We start from the raw sequence: 23565 nt of genomic DNA, 5'->3' as shown, positions 1-23565 counted from the left end.
GCCTGAGATTTTCCAATTTCAGGCTTTTTATCATATACGGCAGTAAGCTTAGCGCGTCAGATCGTCAAAAAACTTCTTCACACCGTCGAAGAAACTTTTGGAGCGCGGACTGTTTTGTTCGCCGGTCGGGCCGCCAAAGCTGTCCTGCAAATCTTTCAGCAGTTGCTTCTGCTTGTCGTTCAGGCCAACTGGGGTTTCAACCACCACGCGGCACAGCAGGTCGCCCTGAGCGCCACCGCGTACAGACTTGACGCCCTTTCCACGCATGCGGAAAAGTTTGCCAGTTTGCGTTTCGCCCGGAATTTTTAGCTTCACACGACCATCCAGCGTCGGGACTTCAATCTCGCCGCCCAGCGCAGCCATCGCAAAGTTAATCGGTACTTCGCAGTACAGGTTATTGCCTTCACGTTCGAAAATTGGGTGCTGTTTTACCTGCACCTGAACGTACAAATCACCTGCTGGCGCACCATGTTCACCGGCTTCACCTTCGCCCGCTAAACGAATGCGGTCGCCGGTATCAACCCCTGCAGGGATCTTAACGGACAGCGTTTTGCTTTTCTCAACGCGACCATGACCGTGGCATTTGTTGCACGGATCTTTGATCAGCGTACCGCGGCCCTGACAGTGTGGACAGGTCTGCTGTACGGCAAAAAAGCCCTGACGCATCTGTACCTGACCAGAACCGTGACAGGTTGGACAGGTCTGTGGCTGAGTACCTGCCTTCGCACCGCTACCGTGGCAGACGTCACACTCTTCCAGAGTCGGAATACGGATCTCTTTGGTGACGCCACGCACGGCTTCTTCCAGAGTGAGATCCATGTTGTAACGTAAATCAGCACCACGTGAGGCGCGCTGACGACCACGACCGCCGCCAAAGATATCGCCAAACACGTCACCAAAGATATCGCTGAAGTCAGCCCCGCCGCCAAAACCGCCGCCGCCGCCCATGCCGCCTTGCTCAAACGCAGCATGACCGTACTGATCGTAAGCCGCACGTTTTTGCGCATCGGTCAGGATTTCGTACGCTTCTTTGATCTCTTTAAACTTGGCTTCGGCCTCTTTATCACCCTGGTTGCGGTCCGGGTGATATTTCATGGCCAGGCGCTTGTAGGCCTTTTTGATTTCACGCTCTTCCGCTGATTTGGAAACGCCTAAAATCTCGTAATAGTCTTGCTTAGCCATCTCTTTTTATCTGCCCCTAACATGCGTGCACGGGCGGAGAGGAAACCTCTTCGCCCGTGCCAGTAATTACCCGTTCAAAGGGCGATTATTTTTTGTCTTTCACTTCTTCAAACTCGGCGTCGACAACGTCGTCATCTTTCGCGTTGTTTGCAGAAGCATCAGCGCCTGCTGCACCAGCCTGCTGCTGTGCGTGCTGCTGCTGAGCGATTTCCATCAGTTTCTGGGAAACCTGTGCCAGCGCCTGCATTTTCGCTTCGATATCCGCTTTGTCTTCGCCTTTCAGAGAAGTTTCCAGCGCGGTCAGTGCAGACTCGATGGCAGTTTTGTCGTCAGCCGGCAGTTTGTCGCCTGCTTCTTCAACCTGCTTACGAGTGCTGTGCAACAGATGGTCACCCTGGTTACGAGTCTGAACCAGCTCTTCAAACTTACGGTCAGATTCTGCGTTCGCTTCTGCTTCGCGAACCATTTTCTGAATTTCTTCTTCGTTCAGACCAGAAGAAGCCTTGATGGTGATCTTCTGCTCTTTACCGCTGTTTTTGTCTTTCGCGGAAACGTGCAGGATACCGTCGGCATCGATGTCAAAAGTAACTTCGATCTGCGGCATACCGCGCGGAGCCGGGCTGATACCATCCAGGTTAAATTGACCCAGATCTTTGTTATCAGCGGCGCGTTTACGTTCACCCTGCAGCACGTGGATGGTTACCGCAGACTGGTTGTCTTCAGCGGTAGAGAACACCTGGCTGTGCTTGGTCGGGATAGTGGTGTTTTTCGCGATCAGTGGAGTCATCACGCCACCCATGGTTTCGATACCCAGAGACAGCGGGGTAACGTCCAGCAGCAGCACGTCTTTCACATCACCGGTCAATACACCACCCTGAACGGCAGCACCGATTGCCACTGCTTCGTCCGGGTTAACGTCTTTACGCGGCTCTTTACCGAAGAACTCAGCAACTTTCTTCTGTACCATCGGCATACGAGTCTGACCACCGACCAGGATAACGTCCTGAACGTCGGAAACAGACAGACCAGCATCCTGCAGAGCAACTTTCAGCGGCTCGATAGAACGGTTAACCAGGTCTTCAACCAGGCTTTCCAGTTTCGCACGGGTCACTTTGATGTTCATGTGTTTCGGACCAGTCGCGTCTGCAGTAATGTACGGCAGGTTCACGTCGGTCTGCTGAGCGGAAGACAGTTCGATCTTCGCTTTCTCAGCGGCTTCTTTCAGACGCTGCATCGCCAGCGGGTCATTACGCAGATCGATACCCTGATCTTTCTTAAATTCGTCAACCAGGTAGTTGATCATACGGCTGTCGAAGTCTTCACCACCCAGGTGGGTATCACCGTTGGTTGCCAGAACTTCGAAAGTTTTTTCGCCGTCAACTTCGTCGATTTCGATAATAGAGATATCGAAAGTACCACCACCGAGGTCATAAACCGCGATAGTACGGTTGCCGACTTCTTTATCCAGACCGTAAGCCAGTGCCGCTGCGGTCGGTTCGTTGATGATACGTTTTACTTCCAGACCTGCGATACGGCCAGCATCTTTGGTTGCCTGACGCTGAGCATCGTTGAAGTATGCAGGTACGGTGATAACCGCTTCAGTTACCGGTTCGCCCAGGTAATCTTCAGCCGTTTTCTTCATTTTTTTCAGCACTTCAGCAGAAATCTGCGGCGGTGCCATTTTCTGACCTTTTACGTCAATCCATGCATCACCGTTGTCAGCACCGATGATTTTGTACGGCATGATGGCTTCATCACGCTGTACTTCTTCGTCCTGGAAGCGGCGGCCAATCAGGCGTTTAATCGCAAACAGGGTGTTTTGCGGGTTTGTCACTGCCTGACGTTTAGCCGGCTGACCAACCAGAGTTTCACCATCCTGGGTATAAGCAATGATAGAAGGCGTGGTGCGATCGCCCTCGGCGTTCTCCAGCACACGTGCAGTAGTGCCATCCATAATCGCTACACAAGAGTTGGTAGTACCCAGGTCGATACCAATAATTTTACCCATCTAAACGTCTCCACTAAAAATTCGGTCATCATGTGGTTGTGAATCTGTAATAAGGGCGAAACGTGCGGTTTCAACTACCCTGAATCGTTTTTTTTCAGACTCACCACTGCGGTTGTCTACAAGATGGGGTCGTAACCCACGTCATCAAGGGGGGCATGAAAATTTTTTTTAGCACAGTGGCGATAAAATTAAGGTAACAAGGCAGAAAGTCAAAAAAACGAATAGTTTCCAATCAAAATCAATTCACAAAACAAATCAAAACCAGCACGGTCATTCATGTAAAAATTGTAATAAAAAGAAAAGATTACGACCATGAAACGGTTTCCCGTCGGCGGTAAGATGGTCTGATGTCACACCCTTTTACAGCCGTCAAAGAGAAATTCCATGAAATCCGTGTTAACCCTTTCCACCAGCCTGCTTATGGGCCTGCTGCTGAGCAGCGCCGCGCACGCTAACGATCATAAAGTTCTGGGTATGATTGCGATGCCCCGCAATGCAACCAACGACCTCACGCTGAGAATTCCCGTTTGCCGGGTGGTGAAGCGCATTCAGCTCACCGCCGATCGCGGTGATATTAAACTTAACGGCGCATCCGTCTACTTCAAAGCAGTACGCACTTCCAGCCAAAGCCTGAACGTCCCGTCATCCATTAAAGAGGGACAAACGACCAACTGGATCTCTATTAATAGCGACAACGACAATAAACGCTGCGTGTCTAAAATCACCTTCTCAGGCCAGTCAGTAAACTCCTCTGACATGGCAACGCTGAAAGTTATTGGCGACGATTAATTCTGCACATTTTGATTCAGAAGCCATAGAAAACATGCGGGGCAGACACGCGGTTGATGTGAAAGCCATTGAACTGGAATAACCACTGCCGCGCCCATGAAGCAGCGCCATCTGGCGATGGGTATTTCTCACCAGATCGTCCACCAAATCCCTCAGTTCCCGGTGGTACTTCAAATCGTCTGTCTTAGCAAAATGTTCAACCATGCATAAGCGTGATGCCCATCACAGGGAAAATAATTCATTTTCCCTTCGTTAGATCATAGACAGTGCCCTCTCCCCTGATTATCATGCCGCGCCCCGAAGACAGTGATCGTTATTTGGGGAAACTATTTCACCATTCAATCAATGATGATTTTGAGGAATTATGGGCAACACTAAGTTGGCTAATCCGGCACCGCTGGGCCTGATGGGCTTTGGCATGACCACCATTCTGCTTAACCTGCACAACGCGGGTTTCTTCGCCTTTGACGTTATTATTCTGGCGATGGGCATTTTCTACGGCGGTATCGCGCAAATATTTGCCGGTCTGCTGGAATATAAAAAGGGCAATACCTTCGGTTTAACCGCCTTTACCTCCTACGGTTCGTTCTGGCTGACGCTGGTTGCAATCCTAATCATGCCGAAAATGGGCCTGGCGGATGCAACCAATGGTCAGTTCCTGGGCGTATACCTGGGTCTGTGGGGCGTGTTCACACTGTTCATGTTCTTCGGCACGCTGAAAGCTAACCGCGCGTTGCAGTTTGTCTTCCTGAGCCTGACAGTGCTGTTCGCACTGCTGGCGGTCGGCAACATTGCAGGTAACGAAGCGATCATTCACGTTGCTGGCTGGATTGGCTTAGTGTGTGGCGCAAGCGCCATTTACCTGGCGATGGGTGAAGTGCTGAACGAACAGTTTGGCCGTACCATCCTGCCGATCGGTGAAGCGCACTAATCTGACGCTATCCCCCCGGACGGGGGGATATTCCTTACAAGCGCTGTAACTCGCCCTGCACGCTCGTATCGCGATGATAAATATCCTGTCGCAGCCAAATCCCCAGACCTAACCCCACCAGCGATAACGCCAGGACATACCAGGCCGGAGCCATTGGCGACACGCTCATTAACATCGTCACGGCGATTGGTGTCAGACCACCAAAAATGGCGTACGACACGTTGTAAGAAAAGGAGATTCCGGTAAAGCGGACCTCCGCCGGAAACGCCCGCACCATCACATAAGGCACAGCCCCCACCACGCCAACACACAACCCTACCAGCCCGTATAACAAGAACAAGTGCTGAGGATGGCTACCGGTCAGATGATAGAAAAACCAGCTTGAACAGGCCAGCAGCAGGCTGCCGACAATAAAGGTTTTGCTGGCGCCGACCCGATCGACAATAAACCCTGCCAGCAGACAGCCGACGCACAGCATAATGGTCGCGACACTGTTGGCTTGTAACGTCAACGCCGGTGCAAAACCATACTGCTTCTGCAACCAGACTGGCGACATCAGGATCACCACCACAATCCCGGCCGATAACAGCCAGGTCAGCAGCATGGAAATGACCACCGCTTTTTTATGTTTGCTCACCACCGACTTCACCGGTAGCTCTTGCGCCAGCGCTTTACGCTGCTGCATTTCGAGGAAGATGGGCGTTTCCTGCAACCAGCGACGCAGGTACATCGCCACCAGCCCAAACACGCCACCCAGCAGGAACGGGATACGCCAGCCGTAGTCATGCACCGCCTGCTGCGTCAGGCTGGTATTCACCAGCGTCGCAACCACCGATCCCAGCAGAATCCCCACCGTCAGCCCGGCGGTCAGCGTGCCACAGGCAATGCCGATGCGGCGCTCCGGTACGTGCTCTGCCACGAACACCCACGCGCCGGGCACTTCTCCGCCGATGGCAGCGCCTTGCAAAATACGCATCAGCAGTAACAGCAGCGGCGCGAGGATCCCCATTGAGGCGTAGGTAGGCAAAAGACCAATCGCCAGCGTCGGTATCGCCATCAGCAAAATGCTCAGGGTGAACATTTTCTTACGCCCGACCAGATCGCCAAAGTGCGCCATGATGATGCCACCCAGCGGACGCGCCAGATATCCGGCGGCAAAAATGCCGAAGGTTTGCACCTGGCGTAGCCATTCAGGAATGTCTGCCGGGAAGAAGAGTTCGCCAACAACAGCAGCAAAGAAGACGAAGATAATGAAATCATAAAACTCAAGCGCACCGCCGAGGGCAGCAAGCGTAAGAGTTTTATAATCCTGGCGATTCAGCGGTCGAGTGTGTTGTGACATAGCAAACCATGAGTCAGTGGAGTTATTGAATCTGTCTGTCGATATATGTAAAGCAAATATTACTATATCGTAAACAATTCAATACTCCACTGTCATTGGCACTTATGTCACGATCGGGCTACTTTCAGGCGTTTGTATCGCGGATTGCGCTTTTAGGACGAAAAGATGCTACAACAGCCGGTGCAGTTTCCACATACGGCCCATCCAGCAACTGTATACAATACGGTACACTTGCAAATATACCCGGCACGATAACCTTACCGTCGGCATCTTTCACGCCTTCCAGCGTTTCTTTGATCGACTTCGGCTGTCCAGGCAGATTCAGGATCAGCGCCTGCTTGCGAATCACGCCAACCTGGCGGGAGAGAATAGCCGTTGGCACAAAGTGCAGGCTTATCTGGCGCATCTGCTCGCCAAAGCCCGGCATCTGGCGGTCGGCTACGGCCAGCGTGGCATCAGGCGTTACATCGCGGCGGGCCGGCCCCGTTCCGCCGGTAGTCAGCACCAGATGACAGCTCATTTCATCCACCAGCTCGCATAAGGTCTGTTCGATGATCGCCTGTTCATCCGGGATCAGTCGCGTTTGCAGCTCAAAAGGGGTGGTAAGGGCAGATGCCAACCACTCTTCAAGGGCCGGGATACCTTTATCCTGGTAAACGCCGCTGGAAGCACGGTCAGAAATGGAAACCAGGCCAATGCGTAAAGTATTCATGATTATTCCGTTTAAACAGTCTCGTTAAACAGAATGATACACTGCGAAGGGAAGGACAGACAGGTTTCAGAAGAGGTAGCGTGACCCATATCAGGGCCACGCGTTAATGATTACAGCAGATCGCCGATCATTTTTTCCAGTTTACCCTGGTCTACAGCAAACTTACGGATACCGTCCGCCAGTTTGTCTACAGCCATCGGATCCTGGTTGTGCTGCCACAGGAACTCAGCTTCGGTGATGCGTGCAGGACGCGCTTTCACTTCACCAGAGAAGGACAGTTTACGTTCGATAGTGCCTTCGCTTTCCGCCAGTTCTTTCAGCAGTGCCGGAGCAATAGTCAGACGATCGCAGCCTGCCAGCTCAATGATTTCGCCAATGTTACGGAAGCTCGCACCCATCACCACAGTTTCGTAACCGTGTTGTTTGTAGTACTCGTAGATTTCCGTTACGGAAACCACACCCGGATCTTCTGCCGGTGCATACTCTTTCTTGTCAGTGTTGGCTTTGTACCAGTCCAGAATACGGCCAACAAACGGAGAAATCAGATATACGCCAGCTTCTGCACATGCGCGCGCCTGCGCGAAGGAGAACAGCAGAGTCAGGTTACAGTTGATACCTTCTTTTTCCAGCTGCTCAGCGGCACGGATGCCCTGCCAGGTTGAAGCCAGTTTGATCAGAATGCGATCGTTGCTGATGCCAGCATCGTTGTACATTTTGATCAGACGTTTTGCTTTCGCAATGGACGCGTCGGTGTCGTAGGACAGACGAGCGTCAACTTCAGTGGAGATACGACCCGGGACCAGTTTCAGGATCTCCAGACCGATATTTACTGCCAGTTTGTCGGTCGCGTCGACGATCTGCTGTGCGCGGTCGTTGCTCTGCTGCTTAGCCCAGGCTACAGCGTCATCAATCAGCTTGCGGTATTCTGGGATCTGCGCTGCGTTAAGAATGAGAGAAGGGTTAGTTGTGGCATCCTGAGGCTGATACAGCTTCATTGCCGCGATGTCTCCGGTGTCGGCCACTACTGTGGTGAACTGACGAAGGGAGGTCAATTTGTCCGTCATGATAGCGATTCTCTTTAAACAGCTTGTTAGGGGGATGTAACCGATCTTCCCTGATGATAGCACGACGCACTCTCAGCGCAACCGCCTGGATTGTCCGACCCGCCGCTCAGCCCTGATTACGCATCTCACAGCTCGTGATGCGCAATTAAGGATATACCCATTGTTATGGTAAACTCCCGCAATCAATCACCTTATAAGGTATATACTGGTCGATAATTGGTAGCGCTTACACGGGATTATTCGCGCTTACCGGCATCAACAAGAGGGATGTTAATGCCTGATTTTTTCTCATTTATTAATGAAATACTCTGGGGATCGGTGATGATCTACCTCCTGCTTGGCGCAGGATGTTGGTTCACCTGGCGTACAGGGTTCGTGCAGTTCCGCTATATTCGCCAGTTTGGCAAAAGTCTTAAAAACAGCATCAGCCCGCAGCCGGGCGGTTTAACTTCTTTTCAGGCTCTGTGCACCAGTCTTGCCGCGCGCGTCGGTAGCGGAAATCTGGCGGGTGTGGCGTTGGCGATCGCCGCCGGCGGCGCGGGAGCCATTTTCTGGATGTGGGTCTCGGCGGTCATTGGTATGGCAACCTCATTCGCCGAATGTTCCCTTGCCCAGCTGTATAAAGAGCGCGACAGCAAGGGACAGTTTCGCGGCGGTCCTGCATGGTATATGGCCCGTGGATTGGGCATGCGCTGGATGGGCGTGCTGTTTGCCATCTTTTTACTCATTGCCTATGGCCTGATTTTTAACAGCGTGCAGGCAAACTCAGTCTCTCGTGCGTTGACCTTTGCTTTTGACATCCCTCCCCTCTTCTCCGGTATCGCACTGGCAATAGTGTCATTACTGGTCATCGTCGGCGGCATTAAAGGCGTTGCCCGCCTGATGCAATGGTTTGTTCCGATGATGGCGCTGCTGTGGATCGGTTGTAGCCTCGTCATCTGCCTTTGGCATTTCGGACAGCTCCCCGGCATTATCATGACCATCATAAAAAGCGCCTTTGGCTGGCAGGAAGCCGCGGCCGGTGCCGCCGGGTATACGCTAAGCCAGGCCATTGCCAGCGGTTTTCAGCGCGGTATGTTCTCTAATGAAGCCGGAATGGGCTCTACCCCGAACGCAGCCGCCTCGGCAGCATCCTGGCCGCCACACCCTGCAGCACAAGGCATTGTGCAAATGATTGGTGTATTGGGCGATACGCTAATTCTTTGTACGGCCAGCGCAATGATCATTTTACTGGCGGGTAATGGCACCACTTATGTGCCAATGGAAGGCATCCAGTTGCTGCAACGAGCCATAGTCTCGCTGACGGGTGAATGGGGGGCCGGATTCGTTGCCTTAATAGTGATTCTGTTTGCCTTTAGCTCTATCGTCGCCAACTACATTTATGCGGAAAACAACCTCATTTTCCTGAAACTGGACAACATCCGGGTTATCTGGTTATTACGTATTGCCACCGTTTGCACCGTCATTGGCGGTACGTTAATCAGTTTTCCGCTGGTCTGGCAACTTGCCGACATCATCATGGCCTGTATGGCCATTACTAACCTGACGGCGATTCTTCTGCTTTCTCCGGTTGTCCATACCATCGCCAGCGATTATCTGCGCCAGCGAAAACTCGGGGTGCGCCCGGAATTCGATCCGCGCCGTTATCCTGATATCAGACAACAGCTTGCGCCCGATAGCTGGGATGAAACGCCGCGCGAATAGCGCGGCAATCGCAACCATCGATCAATTCAGTCGTTTTTTTTGCTAAAGTCGCAGTAAATTTCCTGCAAGGACTGGATATGCTGATTCTGATTTCACCTGCAAAAACGCTCGACTACCAAAGCCCGCTGGCAACGACACGTCATACGCTGCCCGAGTTGCTGGATCACTCTCAGCAGCTTATTCACGTGGCACGCCAGCTCTCTGCACCGCAGATTGGCAAGCTGATGGGGATTAGCGACAAGCTGGCGGATCTGAACGCCACCCGTTTCCATGACTGGCAGCCTGACTTCACGCCGGACAATGCACGTCAGGCCATTCTGGCGTTTAAAGGCGACGTCTATACAGGGTTGCAGGCTGAAACCTTCAGCGAGGCGGATTTCGACTTCGCTCAACAGCATTTACGGATGCTGTCCGGGTTGTACGGCGTTTTGCGTCCGCTGGATTTGATGCAGCCTTACCGTCTGGAGATGGGCATTCGTCTGGCCAATGCGAAGGGTAAAGATCTCTACCAGTTCTGGGGAGATACCATCACCGATAAACTCAACGAAGCGCTGGAAGCGCAAGGCGACAGAGTGGTGATCAACCTCGCCTCGGATGAGTATTTTAAATCCGTGAAGCCGAAAAAACTCAACGCTGAGCTTATCAAACCGGTCTTCCTCGACGAGAAGAACGGTAAGTTTAAAGTCATCAGCTTCTATGCCAAAAAAGCGCGCGGCCTGATGAGTCGCTACATTATTGAGAACCGCTTAACGCAACCGGAACAGCTGACCGCATTTAACAGCGAAGGCTACTTCTTTGATGAAGAAGCATCAGGAAACGGCGAACTGGTGTTTAAACGCCACGAGCAATAGTAAAAAGGCCGGATGACGGCAAACGCCTTATCCGGCCTACAGGTTTTGTCGGCCCGCTATGCAAAGCGCCAGCGGGCACAACCGTTAACCGCGGGTCATCATTAGCTTACGCAGCGCAGCAAAATCAGCAGGCAGGTGATGAGAAAGCAGCGGCAGGTCCGCGCGTTCCGCCAGTTCTTTTGGCAACGCCAGCGTCAGGTCAAGAATCTCTTCAACGCTTTCTTTAAACTTCGCCGGATGCGCAGTACCAAGGAACAGGCCGTACTCGCCAGGATTCAGTTGGTCACGCAGCGCGCGGTAAGCCACCGCTGCATGTGGTTCTGAGGTGTAGCCTATCTCATGTAACTCACGCATCGTGTCCTGAGTTGTCGCATCGTCAACAGCGGCATAACCCAGCTCATTCAAACGCCAGATTTTACGGCGGAACAGTTCTTCCACGCGCGGCCAGTTGTTCGGCTGGCTGACATCCATCGCATTCGACAACGTTGCCTGAGTCGCTTTCGGCGCCCACTCACCTTCTGCAAGGAAACGCGGAACCGTATCGTTAACGTTAGTCGCCGCGATAAAACGCTTCACCGGCAAGCCCAGTGATTTCGCCAGCAGCCCGGCGGTCAGATCGCCAAAGTTACCGCTGGGAACGGAAATCACCAGTTGATTACGCGCCTCTTGCGGCAGTTGGGCCACAGCCTCAAAGTAGTAACAGATTTGCGCCAACAGACGGCTGATGTTAATTGAGTTAGCCGAGTTCAGTCCCAGGGCTACCTTCAGCTCTTCGTCATCAAACGCCTGTTTCACCAGCGCCTGGCAGGCATCAAAATCGCCATCAATCGCCACAGTTTCAATGTTACCGCCCAGCGTACAGAACAGCTTTTCCTGTAATGGGCTGATCTTGCCGTTCGGGTAGAGGATCACCACGCGCACATTTTTCAGGCCATAAAAGGCATGCGCAACCGCCGCCCCGGTGTCTCCGGAGGTCGCTGTCAGAATCGTTACCGGTTTGTCGCCACTGATGTGCGTCAGCATCTGCGCCATAAAGCGCCCGCCAAAGTCTTTAAATGCAAGCGTTGGGCCGTGGAACAGTTCCAGACAGCCGACATCCGCGGCAACCTGAGCAACCGGTGCCGGAAAGGCAAATGCCGCACGCACGCGCTCTTCCAGAATTTCCTGAGGGATCTCATCCCCAATAAATGCGGAAAGGATCTTCGCGCTGCGGCCAACAAAGTCCTGGTTCAGCATCTCATCCACTTCTGTCAGATTGAATTCCGGCAGATCGTGCGGAAAAAACAATCCCTGATTCTTGCCCAGTCCTTGCGTAACGGCCTGTGCAAAGCTGACCTGTTCGTTGTGATCTTTCAGATTATACAGTTTCATTGATTATCCCAGTACCCGTGCGCCCGCCGTGTCCAGCCGGCAAATATGAACAAAGCCTTCCTGATTTTGCAGGTAATTTTTACCCAGCCAGTCCGCTACGCGCTGCGCCGTATCCGGCTTATCGCACAAGGCGAACAGCGTCGGCCCTGACCCGGATATACCGCTGGCCAGCGCGCCAATTTCTGCGACCGCCTGACGCGCCTGGCTAAAGCCTGGCAGCAAGCGGGTACGATACGGCTCAGCAATGACATCTTTCATCAGCTTCGCGGCCAGAAGAGGCTGACGGGAATAGCAGGCATGGATGAATCCAGCCAAATGCCGCCCGTGAGCGATACAGTCCTGACGGCGATACTGGGCTGGGAGAATCGCCCGCGCTTCTGCCGTCGACACTTTTATCCCCGGATACGCCAGTACCCACAGCCACTCATCAAAGCCTGGCACCTGCTGGCTAATAATGCCGTTTTCTTCAATCATTAACTGCATGCCGCCCAAAAAGCACGGGGCGACGTTATCGTAATGAATACTGCCGGAGATACGCCCTTCCAGCTCGCCCATTATCGCTAACAGGCGCGTATCGTTGAGCGGCTTGCCGCAGTGTTCGTTCATAGCGACCAGCGCCGCCACGACGGAACAGGCGCTGGAGCCTAACCCGGAGCCAATCGGCATATTTTTTTCCAGCGTCATCGCCACCGGAACGGTTTTACCCAGCTCCTGGCAGAATCGCTCCCAACACTGGTAGACAATATTTTCACGTGGCTCGGACGGCAGTTTGTTGGCAAAGCGCCCAAGGTTGTTCAGGCTGAACTGGTCAGCCGCCTCAACGGACACCACATCACCCAACAGCGAACCGTCCACCGGCGTTACCGCTGCACCGAGCACATCAAACCCGACGCTCATATTGGCACTGGAAGCCGGGGCATAAACTCTCACCATGTCAGACTCCTAACTTCCATGAAAGGGTGCGTAGCAGGTCGGCAAAGACGCCCGCTGCCGTCACATCGTTACCCGCGCCATATCCGCGCAGAACCAACGGTAACGGCTGATAGTAGTGGCTATAGAACGCCAGCGCGTTTTCACCGTTTTTCACTTTAAACAGCGGATCGTTGCCGTCTACTGCATCAATTTTCACGCGACAAACCCCGTCCTCTTCGATATTGCCAACATAGCGCAATACTTTTCCCTCATCACGGGCTTTCGCCACACGCGCGGCAAAGACGTCATCCAGCTGCGACAATTTCGCCATAAACGCGGAAACATCACCGGAGTCATCAAACTCTTTTGGCAGGACCGGCTCAATGACAATGTCAGAAAGCTCCAGCTCACGACCGGTTTCACGGGCCAGGATCAACAGCTTACGCGCCACGTCCGTACCGGAAAGATCGTCACGTGGATCGGGTTCGGTATAGCCCATCTCACGCGCCAGGGTGGTGGCCTGCGAGAAGCTCATGCCTTCATCCAGCTTGCCGAAAATAAACGACAGTGAGCCAGAAAGGATGCCTGAAAAACGTTGCAGTTCATCACCTGCGCTGAGCAGATTTTGCAGGTTTTCAATAACCGGCAAGCCCGCGCCCACGTTGGTGTCGTACAGGAATTTACGACGAGACTTCGCGGCGGCAAAACGCAGCTGATGATAGTAATCCATCGACGACGTGTTGGCCTTTTTGTTCGGCGTAACCACGTGGAAGCCTTCACGCAAGAAGTCGGCATATTGATCCGCTACCGCCTGGCTTGACGTACAGTCGACAATCACCGGATTGAGCAGATGGTATTCTTTCACCAGACGAATTAAGCGCCCAAGGTTGAAAGGCTCTTTCGCGCTCTCCAGCTCCGACTGCCAGTTTTCCAGATTCAGACCGTGGACGTTGGTCAGCAGAGCCTTCGAGTTCGCCACGCCGCACACGCGCAGATCGATATGCTTCTTTTTGAGCCAGGTTTGCTGACGTTTAAGCTGCTCCAGCAGCGCACCGCCCACGCCGCCTACGCCAATCACAAACACTTCAATCACCTGGTCGGTGTTGAACAGCATCTGATGGGTCACGCGCACGCCGGTGGTCGCGTCATCGTTATTCACCACCACTGAAATAGAACGCTCAGACGAGCCCTGGGCGATCGCTACAATATTGATGTTCGCCCGAGCCAGCGCGGCAAAGAACTTCGCCGAGATGCCGCGCAGGGTGCGCATACCATCGCCAACAACAGAGATGATGGCCAGACGCTCAGTCACCGCCAACGGCTCCAGCAGGCCTTCTTTCAGCTCGAGGTAGAATTCATCCTGCATGGCGCGTTGCGCACGCGCGCAGTCGCCCTGCGGGACGCAGAAGCTGATGCTGTATTCAGAAGAGGATTGGGTGATCAGCACCACCGAGATGCCCGCACGCGACATGGCGGCAAAAACGCGCGCCGCCATGCCCACCATGCCTTTCATTCCAGGGCCGGAAACGCTAAACATCGCCATGTTATTGAGGTTAGAAATACCTTTTACCGGCAAATCATCGTCATCACTGCTGGCACCGATCAGCGTACCGGGCGCTTGCGGATTGCCGGTATTTTTAATCAGGCACGGGATCTGGAACTGGGCAATAGGGGTAATGGTGCGCGGATGCAGCACTTTGGCGCCGAAGTAAGAAAGCTCCATCGCTTCCTGATAAGACATCGACTTAAGCAGTCGAGCATCGGGTACCTGACGCGGATCGCAAGTATATACGCCGTCGACATCGGTCCAGATTTCACAACAATCGGCACGCAAACAGGCGGCCAGTACGGCGGCAGAGTAGTCAGAGCCATTACGTCCCAACACCACTAACTCACCTTTTTCATTTCCGGCGGTAAACCCTGCCATCAGAATCATGTGGTCCGCAGGAATACGGCTGGCGGCGATGCGGCGCGTAGATTCGGCGATATCAACGGTAGATTCGAGGTAATGGCCGACAGCCAGCAATTTCTCCACCGGGTCGATGACCGTTACGTTATGCCCGCGTGCTTCCAGCAGGCCGGCCATGATAGCAATCGACATTTTTTCACCACGGCAGATAAGCGCGGCATTGATGCTGTCCGGGCACTGTCCCAGCAGGCTGATGCCGTGCAGGACGTGCTTAATCTGAGCAAATTCTTGTTCAACAAAGGCTTTGAGCTGCGCCAGCGGAAAACCTGGTTGCTCGGCGGCAAGACCCACCAGCAGCTCGGAGAAAATGCGTTCGGCGTCGCTGATATTAGCTAAAGCATCCTGACCACCGATGGTCTTCTCAATCATTGCCACCAGATGGTTGGTAATTTTTGCGGGGGCAGAGAGAACGGTCGCGACCTGCCCCTGTCTGGCATTGCTTTCCAGAATATCGGCAACCCGCAGAAAGCGCTCTGCATTTGCCACTGATGTACCGCCGAACTTCAACACTCGCATGGTTTACCTCATTGCCTTTGGTCGAAAAAAAAGCCCGCACTGTTTAGGTGCGGGCTTTTTCTTGTGTTTCCTGTACGCGTCAGCCCGCACCGTTACCTGTGGTAATGGTGATGGTTGTAGTAATGGTGATGCTGATGCGTTTCATGATGTTGTGTGCTCTGTAATTATTTATTATCTGTCCTGTATTCTTTTAGGGTTAAAGTATCTGCTGACCTAAGTCAATAAATTTTTAAATTGATCACATTCCGAAACTTGTTCATGAGCGACTGCTTGCCCTTTTACTTTCAACCAATACAGCATGTCGAGCCCACTTGAACCAAGAACAAAACACTACACAACAAAAATTGTTCGACATTTTATTTTGTGATGTTTTTTTCAATATCATGTAAAAAACGGTGCAACATTGCCGTGTCTCGCTGCCCCAACAGACCCATTCGCTGTTGCAACCAGTCCGTCAGCTTGATGTCGTCAGAAACGTTCAGCGTGGCTAATAAACGCAAAACGCGTGCGCGCAATGCCTGCAGTTGAAGCTCATCCGTCACCTCAACGTTTTTGGCCGGTTGTTGTATTAAACCTGCTAATTGATAGCAATACACCATCACCGCCTGCCCCAAATTGAGTGAAGGATAGTCAGCGACCATCGGTACCCCAGTGAGTACATCTGCCAGCGCTAATTCTTCATTGGTCAGCCCCGAATCTTCACGACCAAACACCAGTGCTGCATGTTCCATCCACGTGGATTTCTCCTGTAACAGGGGAACCAGTTCGACCGGGGTGGCGTAATAATGGAACTTCGCCCGGCTACGCGCGGTGGTCGCAACGGTAAAATCAACGTCGTGAAGTGCATCGGCTAACGTTGGAAAAACATTAATATTATCAATAATGTCGCCCGATCCATGCGCGACCCATCGCGTGGCGGGTTCCAGGTGCGCCTCGCTGTCAACGATACGTAATTGAGTGAATCCCATGGTCTTCATCGCACGGGCAGCCGCGCCAATATTTTCCGCTCTGGCAGGGGCAACCAGAATAATTGTTAAACGCATTTCGATACTCTTTTTGGTCAGTCTGCAAGTAATAATGTGATGCACGTCAACATATTACGCAGCGCAAATTTACATTTTTTTAACAGAAATCACTGAAAAAGGATTTCGCATCCGGTAAAAAATGCTAAACTATTTCCAAGCTGTACTATTGCTTTTTATGTTAACAAAAGTTGTATATCCCTCTGTTTATCCATGATAATTTATTTTAAAATGGATCGCATTGGTTGGATTCATTACATTTATTAATTAGCTCGTGCAACTAGTTGTAATATTGCAATTTTGTGATGAAAGCAAACATTTGGATACGTTGATTTCATCAAACTGTTAACGTGCTACAATTGAACTTGATATATGTCAACGAAGCGTAGTTTTATTGGGTGTCCGGCATGTCTTAGCCTGTTATGTTGCTGTTAAAATGGTTAGGATGACAGCCGTTTTTGACACTGTCGGGTCCAGAGGGAAACTACCCACGACCAAGCTAATGATGTTGTTGACGTTGATGGAAAGTGCATCAAGAACGCAATTACGTACTTTAGTCATGTTACGCCGATCATGTTAATTTACGGCATGCATCAGGCAGGTCAGGGACTTTTGTACTTCCTGTTTCGATTTAGTTGGCAATTTAGGTAGCAAACATGCAGACCCCGCACATTCTTATCGTTGAAGACGAGTTAGTAACACGCAACACGTTGAAAAGCATTTTCGAAGCAGAAGGCTATGATGTATTCGAAGCGACAGATGGCGCGGAAATGCATCAGATTCTCTCTGAATATGACATCAACCTTGTGATTATGGATATCAATCTGCCTGGGAAAAATGGCCTACTGTTAGCGCGCGAACTTCGCGAACAAGCTAACGTTGCGCTGATGTTCCTGACGGGCCGTGATAACGAAGTCGATAAAATTCTCGGCCTCGAAATCGGCGCAGACGATTACATCACCAAGCCGTTTAACCCGCGCGAACTGACTATCCGTGCTCGTAACCTGCTGTCCCGTACCATGAACCTGGGTACTGTCAGCGAAGAACGCCGTAGCGTCGAAAGCTACAAGTTCAACGGCTGGGAGCTGGACATCAACAGCCGCTCTCTGATTGGTCCTGACGGCGAGCAGTATAAACTGCCACGCAGCGAATTCCGTGCAATGCTTCACTTCTGTGAGAATCCGGGCAAAATCCAGTCTCGCGCAGAACTGCTGAAAAAAATGACCGGTCGCGAACTGAAGCCGCATGACCGTACCGTTGACGTGACTATCCGCCGCATTCGTAAACATTTCGAATCTACGCCGGATACGCCAGAAATCATCGCCACCATTCACGGTGAAGGCTACCGTTTCTGCGGCGATCTGCAGGATTAATTCAATCCTTACAGGTAAAAAACGGCGCAATATGCGCCGTTTTTCATTTCCCCACCGCCCTATTTCCATAAGCGAAACTCGTCACTCTGCGCAGGCAGAGGCTCCGGAATTTCTGTCGGCTTTGGTTTTGGCTGTGCCAGCGAGTGCCAGTCAAGATGACGCGTCAGGAACATCACGCCACACAACGCGACCAACAGCACGCCGGTTCCCAGCAGTAAAGAGCTGTCCTGTGAACGTAGCAGCACCCACATCACCCCATCCAACCCCAGCAGCGCCACGGTGAATAAAATACTGTTCCGCCAACTCTGTAATATCGCCTGCAGATACACCCCGTTCATTAACGCGCCTACCAGGCTTGCTGTAATCCACGCCGCCGTAAACCCAATGTGCTCAGACAATGCCAGCAGCAGCAGATAAAACATCACCAGCGATAGCCCCACCAGCAGATACTGCATCGGGTGCAGACGCAGGCTGGTCATACTTTCAAGCACGAAGAAAGACATAAAGGTCAGTACAATCAGCAGGATGGCATACTTGGTAGCCCTGTCCGTTAACTGATACTGATCCGCTGGCGTGGCGACGGCAACGCTAAATGCAGGCATTCCCTTCCAGCCAATCTTTTCGCCATCAAAGCGTTCGCCGAGGTTATTCGCGAACCAGCTGCTTTGCCACTGGGCCTTAAATCCTGACTCGCTGATTTCGCGCTTCGCCGGGAGGAAATCCCCCAGAAAATTGGGATGTGGCCAGTTGCTGGTTAAAGTCATTTCACTGTTACGGCCAACCGGAACAACGGAGAAATCTCCGGTTCCGCTCAAATTCAACGACAGCACCATGCTCAGGTTTTGCTCTGCCCAGCTCGCGTCAGGTAGCGGAATGTGGATCCCTTGAGCTCCTCCATCCAGCCCCGTCCCTGGCTCAACGGCCAGCGATTCCCCATTGACCTGCAGCGCTTGCACCACGCCGATCCCGCGCGCATCCCCCACGCCAACCACGATAAACGGTTTGCCGACGCTGACGTTGGGATGGTTTAAATCACGCAAGCGTTCAGCGTTAAACTCGGCCTTCACCGAGAGATCATTGTGCCAGACCTGGCCTTCGTAAATACCGATTTTACGCGCTTCAACGTTCTGATTCCCCTCAACCACCATCGACTCCGGGAGCCAGAAATGGATATAGCTGCGCTTACGCTGGATCTGTTTGTCGCCTTCCAGCTCGATATACAGTTCCGTCACCGGGACGGCAATCAGCGGCCCGACCATCTTTTGCGGCCCGCTGGTGCTCTGACGAATAGCATCTTCGACTTCATCACGATAATCCGATCGCTCAACGATTATCTGCCTGACCATCGTCAGTGGAATTAACAGCAGTAATATTGCGCCGCCTAAGGTGACGATTTTCCAAAACAGGGGTGATTTAAACATAGCGTTCTCCTTTGCAATATCAGCAAGGTAGAACAGCTATGTGCGGAGAATTTGAAGTTATGTGAAGTGACGGTGAAGCGTAAACGAGGCCTGTGCACCGCCCTCTGGTCGGTTAGATAATGTCACCGTACCTTCATGCAGTCGTGCAACTTCACTGACAAACGCCAGCCCCAAACCGCTGCTCTTGTGTCCATTCTCGCGGGGCAGCGAGTAGAAGCGCTCAAAAATACGCGGCAACGCAAAATCAGGGATCCCGCTACCGCTGTCGGTAACCTGCAATGTGACCAGCTCCTCCTGCTGATGCGCGCTCAACGTAATCGTTCCGTCCTGTGGCGTGAAGTCGATAGCGTTGTCGAGCAAGTTCCCCAATGCCTGCTCCAATAACGCGGGATCGGCAGCGACGCTAAGCGATGAAGGCAGAATGGTCAGCGTAATGTTTTTTGCCGCCAACTGCACGCTACGCGCCTCTTTGAGCTGAGCAAAAAGAGTATCTACCTCCACCGCCGTCAACGTAATGTCCTGTCGATTCTCCAGTCGCGCCTGGCGCAGCAAAGTTTCGACCAGCGCCTGCATGCGCGCATTTTGCGTCAGAATATTATCGGTAAAACGCGCTACCACGTTTGGCGGCGGGCCTTCGCGCAATATCTCTGCCGCGCCACGAATGGCCGCCAGCGGACTTTTCAGCTCATGCGTTAACGCGTAGACATACTGCTCAATGTAGTTCTTGCCTTCGAGCTTCAGGCGCATACTTTCCAGCGCCTGCGCCAGTTTGCGTAACTCGCTGCTGCCTAAATCAGGCAGTGGGACGGGGCGATTCTCGGTAACGGAGTCGGCATAACGCGCCAGCCGGGCAATGGATCGGTTTATCCACCATACCATCCCGAAGCCAATCACCAGGGCAATGCCCAGCAATACGGCGCTGGCCCACAGCATTCGCCGTTCACTGCGTTTAATCACCGGTGCCATCGCCGCATTTGGTTTGCCGACACTGAGCACGCCGATAATACGCCCACCGTCTACGATCGGCGCGGCAACGTACATCACCGAGCTTTCCGGATCGTTCGGGTTTTGCGGCGTGCTTCGGGCGCCATACTGCCCACGCAGCGTTAACCACACATCGTTCCAGCGGGAGTAGTCCTGACCGACGGCCTGGTTAGCTGAATCAAACAACACCTTGCCCTGCGCGTCCGTCATATAGACATGGTATTCATTACGCACTTTGTTAATGCCGCTGATGTTGGCGTTAAATGGGCGGTTATGCAGCTGCGCAAATGCCTGCGCCAGCTTGCCGTTAGCCGGTGAGTCAGAGAGCACGTCATCACGCGCCAGTGCAGCCAGCAGCGTGGCGGTATCAATTAAAGTACCTTCGGTCGCCCGACGAACGCCTGGCTTAATTTCCTGCACAAAGATCGACAGAACAAACCAGGCGGCGACCGCGACAATCAGAAAATAGCCGAGCAGCAAACGCATGCCAATGCGCATCAGCAATTCCTCAGGCTGTATCCCATACCGCGATGAGTATTGATGGGGGAAAGCTCCGGATTGATAGCCCGCAGCTTGGCGCGCAGCGTTTTGATGTGAGTATCAACCGTTCTGTCAAAGGTATCCTGCGCGTCTGCCCAGACTAAATCCATCAGCTGCTGGCGAGAGTAAATACGTCCCGGCGACATCAGCAATGTTTTCAGCAGCAGGAATTCATAACGCGTCAGGTTCAACGGCATGCTGAACCAGGTAATTTGCGCGGCCAGCTCATTAAGTTCAAAATCCCCACAGCGCGTCGTCGATGAAGGCGTGGAGAATTTTTGCACCCGCCGCAGCAGCGTACGCACACGAGCGCACACCTCACGCGGCGAGAAAGGCTTGGCAACATAGTCATCTGCGCCAATTTCCAGCCCCAACAGGCGATCCACTTCATCGCTGCGCGCGGTCAGAAAGAGGATCGGCAACGCCGGGTGGCGTTCCAGTAAACGTCGGCACAGCTCAAAACCGCTGATATCCGGTAGCCCGACATCCAGAATGATGGCATCAGGGCATTGCTGGCGAGATTTCTCCAGCATGGGAAATCCGCGCTCAAACGCCTCTACGCTAAACCCTTCCTGTTGCAGCATGTAGATAAGCGTATCAGCGATTCCCTGCTCATCCTCAACCAACCAGATCAACGGCTGTTGCATTGTGCTTCCTTGTTATTGCCGCCACGGCATGATGGGTACCGCACTGATGGCATTTTTGGGCGATCCATCGACCACTTTATCTGAATAGGCCAGATAGGCCAGCGCATTACGTTTCGCATCGTAAAAACGCACAACCTGTAAAGATTTAAACACCAGCGAGGTACGTTTCTTAAATACCACTTCGCCCTGAGCTTTACCGTTCTTGATTCTGTCGCTCAGTTCTACCGGCCCAACCTGCTGGCAAGAGATGGCGGCATCGGAGGTATCTTCCGCCAGCCCCAGTCCACCTTTGATGCCGCCGGTCTTCGCACGACTCACGTAGCAGGTCACATTGGTAACATCCGGATCGTCAAACGCTTCGACCACAATTTTATGATCCGGCCCAAACATTTTGAACACCGTATCGACAGATCCAATCTGCTCCGCATGGGCGACCTGCGCCAACATCAGCAGAATTGAGGAAATGACTAAGCTCTTATATTTCATATTGTTACCATTCTTAAAAGTTGTTCTGCGTAATTATTAAACATTCTAAGATAAAATGTATACAGATCACAGGATTACAATAATCACGCTTTCGTATGTCCGAAAAAAGCACTTATGAGCAAAAAAAACACTGAATGCTAAAACAGCAAAAAATGCTATTATCCTCATACCTGACGTCAGGTACTCGTTGTTGAAAGGATGAGGATATTTTATGGATCAGGCTGGCATTATTCGCGACCTATTAATCTGGCTGGAAGGTCATCTGGATCAGCCTTTGTCGCTTGACAATGTGGCGGCAAAAGCGGGCTATTCCAAGTGGCACCTGCAGAGAATGTTTAAGGACGTGACGGGCCATGCTATTGGCGCCTATATCCGCGCCCGTCGTTTATCGAAATCCGCAGTGGCGCTGCGCCTGACTGCGCGTCCAATTTTGGATATTGCGCTGCAATATCGCTTCGACTCTCAACAAACTTTTACTCGCGCATTCAAGAAACAATTTTCCCAAACGCCTGCGCTGTATCGCCGTTCACCGGAATGGAGCGCATTCGGTATTCGCCCACCAATGCGACTGGGTGAATTTGCGATGCCTGCGCACGAGTTCGTTACGCTGGAAGATACGCAACTGCTCGGCACCACGCAAAGCTATTCCTGCTCGCTGGAACAGATTTCAGATTTCCGTCATGAAATGCGTATTCAGTTCTGGCGCGACTTCCTTGCTCAGGCTCCGGCGATCCCGCCAGTGCTGTACGGGCTTAACGAAACGCGTCCGAGCATTGAAAAAGATGACGAACAGGAAGTGTTTTACACCACAGCACTGACGCCGGAGCAGGCCAATGGCTATGTGCCGTCGGCGCAGCCTATCCTGTTACAGGGTGGCGAGTACGTGATGTTTACCTACGAAGGGCTGGGAACCGGCGTGCAAGAGTTTATCCTGACGGTTTACGGCACATGCATGCCGATGCTGAACCTGACGCGCCGTAAAGGACAGGATATCGAGCGATACTACCCGGCAGAAGATGCCAAAGCGGGAGATCGCCCGATCAACCTGCGCTGCGAATTCCTGATTCCGATTCGCCGCTAGCGCTGTAGTTCATCCAACGCAGGGGCGTCCAGATGTGAGATGTCCCCTGCCGTTTCAACGACCCATCCCGGCGCCAGCCATAAGCTTTCCTGGTAATCAACGCGAGAAATAGAACAGTTGCGCAGACGCAAGCGACGTTCAGCCCATGCCGGTAATCCCAGAATTGTGCTCACCAGGCAACCCAGCGCGATACCGTGGCTAACCAGCAGTGGACGACTTCCCGGCGGCAGCTCCAGACAGGATGCCAGCGCCGCATTGACGCGATCGCTCAGCTCCTGCATCGATTCCCCTTCCGGAATACGACCATCCACCGTGCCGTTCACCAACTGGCGACGCCAGCCCTCTTCCTCTGGTGTCAGCGTATCGATGTGACGTTTTTCCAGCACCCCCATATTCAACTCACGCAGACGAGAATCATAGGTGATATCACAGCCGCAGGCCTGGGCGATGATTTCTGCGGTGCGTCGTGTACGACCAAGATCGCTACTGATGACATGCGTAATACCAAACGAGCGGGCGCGTTCTCCCACCTGCATGGCTTGTTGTTCACCTTTAGCGGTTAGTGGGCTATCTGACTGGCCTTGAATACGTCGCTCGGCGTTCCACTGCGTTTCGCCATGGCGAACAAGGTATACCTGTAACATGCTTTTTTTCCGTTAT

General features: G+C 52.6%; 22 protein-coding genes and 1 other annotated feature. Of the genes, 6 read left to right on the top strand and 16 right to left on the bottom strand.

All coding sequences use genetic code 11. The features are described from left to right. Nucleotides 1-48: 48 nt before the first annotated feature. Nucleotides 49-1182 (bottom strand): molecular chaperone DnaJ, encoded by a 1134-nt coding sequence (gene dnaJ / locus OGX86_RS03645; protein WP_008786151.1) that lies wholly within the window; start codon nt 1180-1182, stop codon nt 49-51. A gap of 85 nt (nt 1183-1267) precedes the next feature. Further along, a complete protein-coding gene (gene dnaK, locus OGX86_RS03640) occupies nt 1268-3190 on the bottom strand; it encodes a molecular chaperone DnaK (RefSeq protein ID WP_003829739.1) in 1923 nt (640 codons plus the stop codon). A gap of 384 nt (nt 3191-3574) precedes the next feature. Between dnaK and OGX86_RS03635 the strand changes: the two genes are divergently transcribed. Both OGX86_RS03635 and satP read left to right on the top strand, forming a co-directional pair. After that, the gene (locus OGX86_RS03635) at nt 3575-3979 is read left to right on the top strand and encodes a DUF2541 family protein (RefSeq protein WP_008786150.1); all 405 of its coding nucleotides are present in this window, start codon (nt 3575-3577) and stop codon (nt 3977-3979) included. A gap of 364 nt (nt 3980-4343) precedes the next feature. Continuing rightward, nucleotides 4344-4910: an acetate uptake transporter gene (gene satP / locus OGX86_RS03630; protein WP_003829744.1), complete on the top strand. Its 567-nt coding sequence runs from the start codon at nt 4344-4346 to the stop codon at nt 4908-4910. A gap of 34 nt (nt 4911-4944) precedes the next feature. Here the strand turns inward: satP and OGX86_RS03625 are convergent, their stop codons facing one another. From OGX86_RS03625 to tal, 3 genes are all read right to left on the bottom strand, one after another. After that, nucleotides 4945-6252 (bottom strand): MFS transporter, encoded by a 1308-nt coding sequence (locus tag OGX86_RS03625; protein ID WP_003829746.1) that lies wholly within the window; start codon nt 6250-6252, stop codon nt 4945-4947. A gap of 124 nt (nt 6253-6376) precedes the next feature. Beyond that, a complete protein-coding gene (gene mog, locus OGX86_RS03620; RefSeq protein WP_003018973.1) occupies nt 6377-6964 on the bottom strand; it encodes a molybdopterin adenylyltransferase in 588 nt (195 codons plus the stop codon). Between the two features lie 110 nt (nt 6965-7074). Next, nucleotides 7075-8028, bottom strand: a complete 954-nt coding sequence (gene tal, locus OGX86_RS03615; protein WP_128316497.1) for a transaldolase — start codon at nt 8026-8028, stop codon at nt 7075-7077. A 273-nt stretch (nt 8029-8301) separates the two neighbouring features. Here tal and OGX86_RS03610 point away from each other — a divergent pair, with 273 nt between their 5' ends. Together OGX86_RS03610 and yaaA are read left to right on the top strand one after the other, a co-directional pair. Continuing rightward, nucleotides 8302-9732, top strand: coding sequence for an alanine/glycine:cation symporter family protein (locus OGX86_RS03610; RefSeq protein ID WP_128316498.1), 1431 nt, complete (start codon nt 8302-8304; stop codon nt 9730-9732). Between the two features lie 77 nt (nt 9733-9809). Beyond that, a complete protein-coding gene (gene yaaA / locus OGX86_RS03605; protein ID WP_048214979.1) occupies nt 9810-10583 on the top strand; it encodes a peroxide stress protein YaaA in 774 nt (257 codons plus the stop codon). An 84-nt stretch (nt 10584-10667) separates the two neighbouring features. Here yaaA and thrC read toward each other — a convergent pair whose 3' ends face one another. The 6 genes from thrC to yjjY all read right to left on the bottom strand — a co-directional run bounded on the left by thrC (nt 10668) and on the right by yjjY (nt 16934). Beyond that, nucleotides 10668-11954, bottom strand: a complete 1287-nt coding sequence (thrC, locus tag OGX86_RS03600; RefSeq protein WP_286639322.1) for a threonine synthase — start codon at nt 11952-11954, stop codon at nt 10668-10670. Between the two features lie 3 nt (nt 11955-11957). Continuing rightward, entirely contained in the window at nt 11958-12887 is a 930-nt protein-coding gene (gene thrB / locus OGX86_RS03595; protein WP_008786144.1) for a homoserine kinase, read from the bottom strand. Between the two features lies 1 nt (nt 12888). Continuing rightward, nucleotides 12889-15351: a bifunctional aspartate kinase/homoserine dehydrogenase I gene (gene thrA, locus OGX86_RS03590; protein ID WP_003829761.1), complete on the bottom strand. Its 2463-nt coding sequence runs from the start codon at nt 15349-15351 to the stop codon at nt 12889-12891. A 23-nt stretch (nt 15352-15374) separates the two neighbouring features. Beyond that, nucleotides 15375-15501: a sequence feature (Thr leader region), on the bottom strand. Further along, entirely contained in the window at nt 15431-15496 is a 66-nt protein-coding gene (gene thrL, locus OGX86_RS03585) for a thr operon leader peptide (protein WP_032337689.1), read from the bottom strand. (Overlaps the previous feature by 66 nt.) A 206-nt stretch (nt 15502-15707) precedes the next feature. Then, entirely contained in the window at nt 15708-16394 is a 687-nt protein-coding gene (locus OGX86_RS03580; protein WP_003829762.1) for a tRNA/rRNA methyltransferase, read from the bottom strand. A gap of 399 nt (nt 16395-16793) precedes the next feature. Continuing rightward, nucleotides 16794-16934: a YjjY family protein gene (gene yjjY / locus OGX86_RS03575; protein WP_042998021.1), complete on the bottom strand. Its 141-nt coding sequence runs from the start codon at nt 16932-16934 to the stop codon at nt 16794-16796. 95 nt (nt 16935-17029) lie between these two features. Between yjjY and arcA the strand changes: the two genes are divergently transcribed. Then, nucleotides 17030-17746: a two-component system response regulator ArcA gene (gene arcA / locus OGX86_RS03570; protein ID WP_001194359.1), complete on the top strand. Its 717-nt coding sequence runs from the start codon at nt 17030-17032 to the stop codon at nt 17744-17746. 59 nt (nt 17747-17805) lie between these two features. On the opposite strand, the gene creD is transcribed toward arcA, so the two are convergent. From creD to creA, 4 genes are read right to left on the bottom strand one after another with little or no spacing between them, the layout of a single operon-like run. Further along, nucleotides 17806-19167, bottom strand: a complete 1362-nt coding sequence (gene creD, locus OGX86_RS03565; protein WP_079934410.1) for a cell envelope integrity protein CreD — start codon at nt 19165-19167, stop codon at nt 17806-17808. A 57-nt stretch (nt 19168-19224) separates the two neighbouring features. Further along, complete coding sequence (gene creC / locus OGX86_RS03560) at nt 19225-20649, bottom strand: two-component system sensor histidine kinase CreC (protein WP_286639319.1); 1425 nt, start codon at nt 20647-20649, stop codon at nt 19225-19227. Beyond that, nucleotides 20649-21338, bottom strand: a complete 690-nt coding sequence (gene creB / locus OGX86_RS03555; RefSeq protein WP_128316504.1) for a two-component system response regulator CreB — start codon at nt 21336-21338, stop codon at nt 20649-20651. The genes creC and creB overlap by 1 nt, the downstream gene beginning before the upstream one ends. A gap of 12 nt (nt 21339-21350) precedes the next feature. Next, complete coding sequence (gene creA, locus OGX86_RS03550; protein ID WP_003018998.1) at nt 21351-21824, bottom strand: protein CreA; 474 nt, start codon at nt 21822-21824, stop codon at nt 21351-21353. A gap of 211 nt (nt 21825-22035) precedes the next feature. Here creA and robA point away from each other — a divergent pair, with 211 nt between their 5' ends. Next, nucleotides 22036-22905 carry an MDR efflux pump AcrAB transcriptional activator RobA gene (gene robA, locus OGX86_RS03545; protein ID WP_048214985.1) on the top strand — a complete coding sequence of 290 codons (870 nt, stop codon included), beginning with the start codon at nt 22036-22038 and terminating at the stop codon, nt 22903-22905. On the opposite strand, the gene gpmB is transcribed toward robA, so the two are convergent. Further along, nucleotides 22902-23549 (bottom strand): 2,3-diphosphoglycerate-dependent phosphoglycerate mutase GpmB, encoded by a 648-nt coding sequence (gpmB, locus tag OGX86_RS03540; protein ID WP_003019006.1) that lies wholly within the window; start codon nt 23547-23549, stop codon nt 22902-22904. The genes robA and gpmB overlap by 4 nt on opposite strands. Nucleotides 23550-23565: the final 16 nt, after the last annotated feature.

Source organism: Citrobacter sp. Cpo040, from assembly GCF_030332915.1.
Classification (GTDB): domain Bacteria; phylum Pseudomonadota; class Gammaproteobacteria; order Enterobacterales; family Enterobacteriaceae; genus Citrobacter; species Citrobacter portucalensis.
Note: the sequence above shows the minus strand (reverse complement) of the source record. Positions and strands in the feature narration are given on the sequence as shown.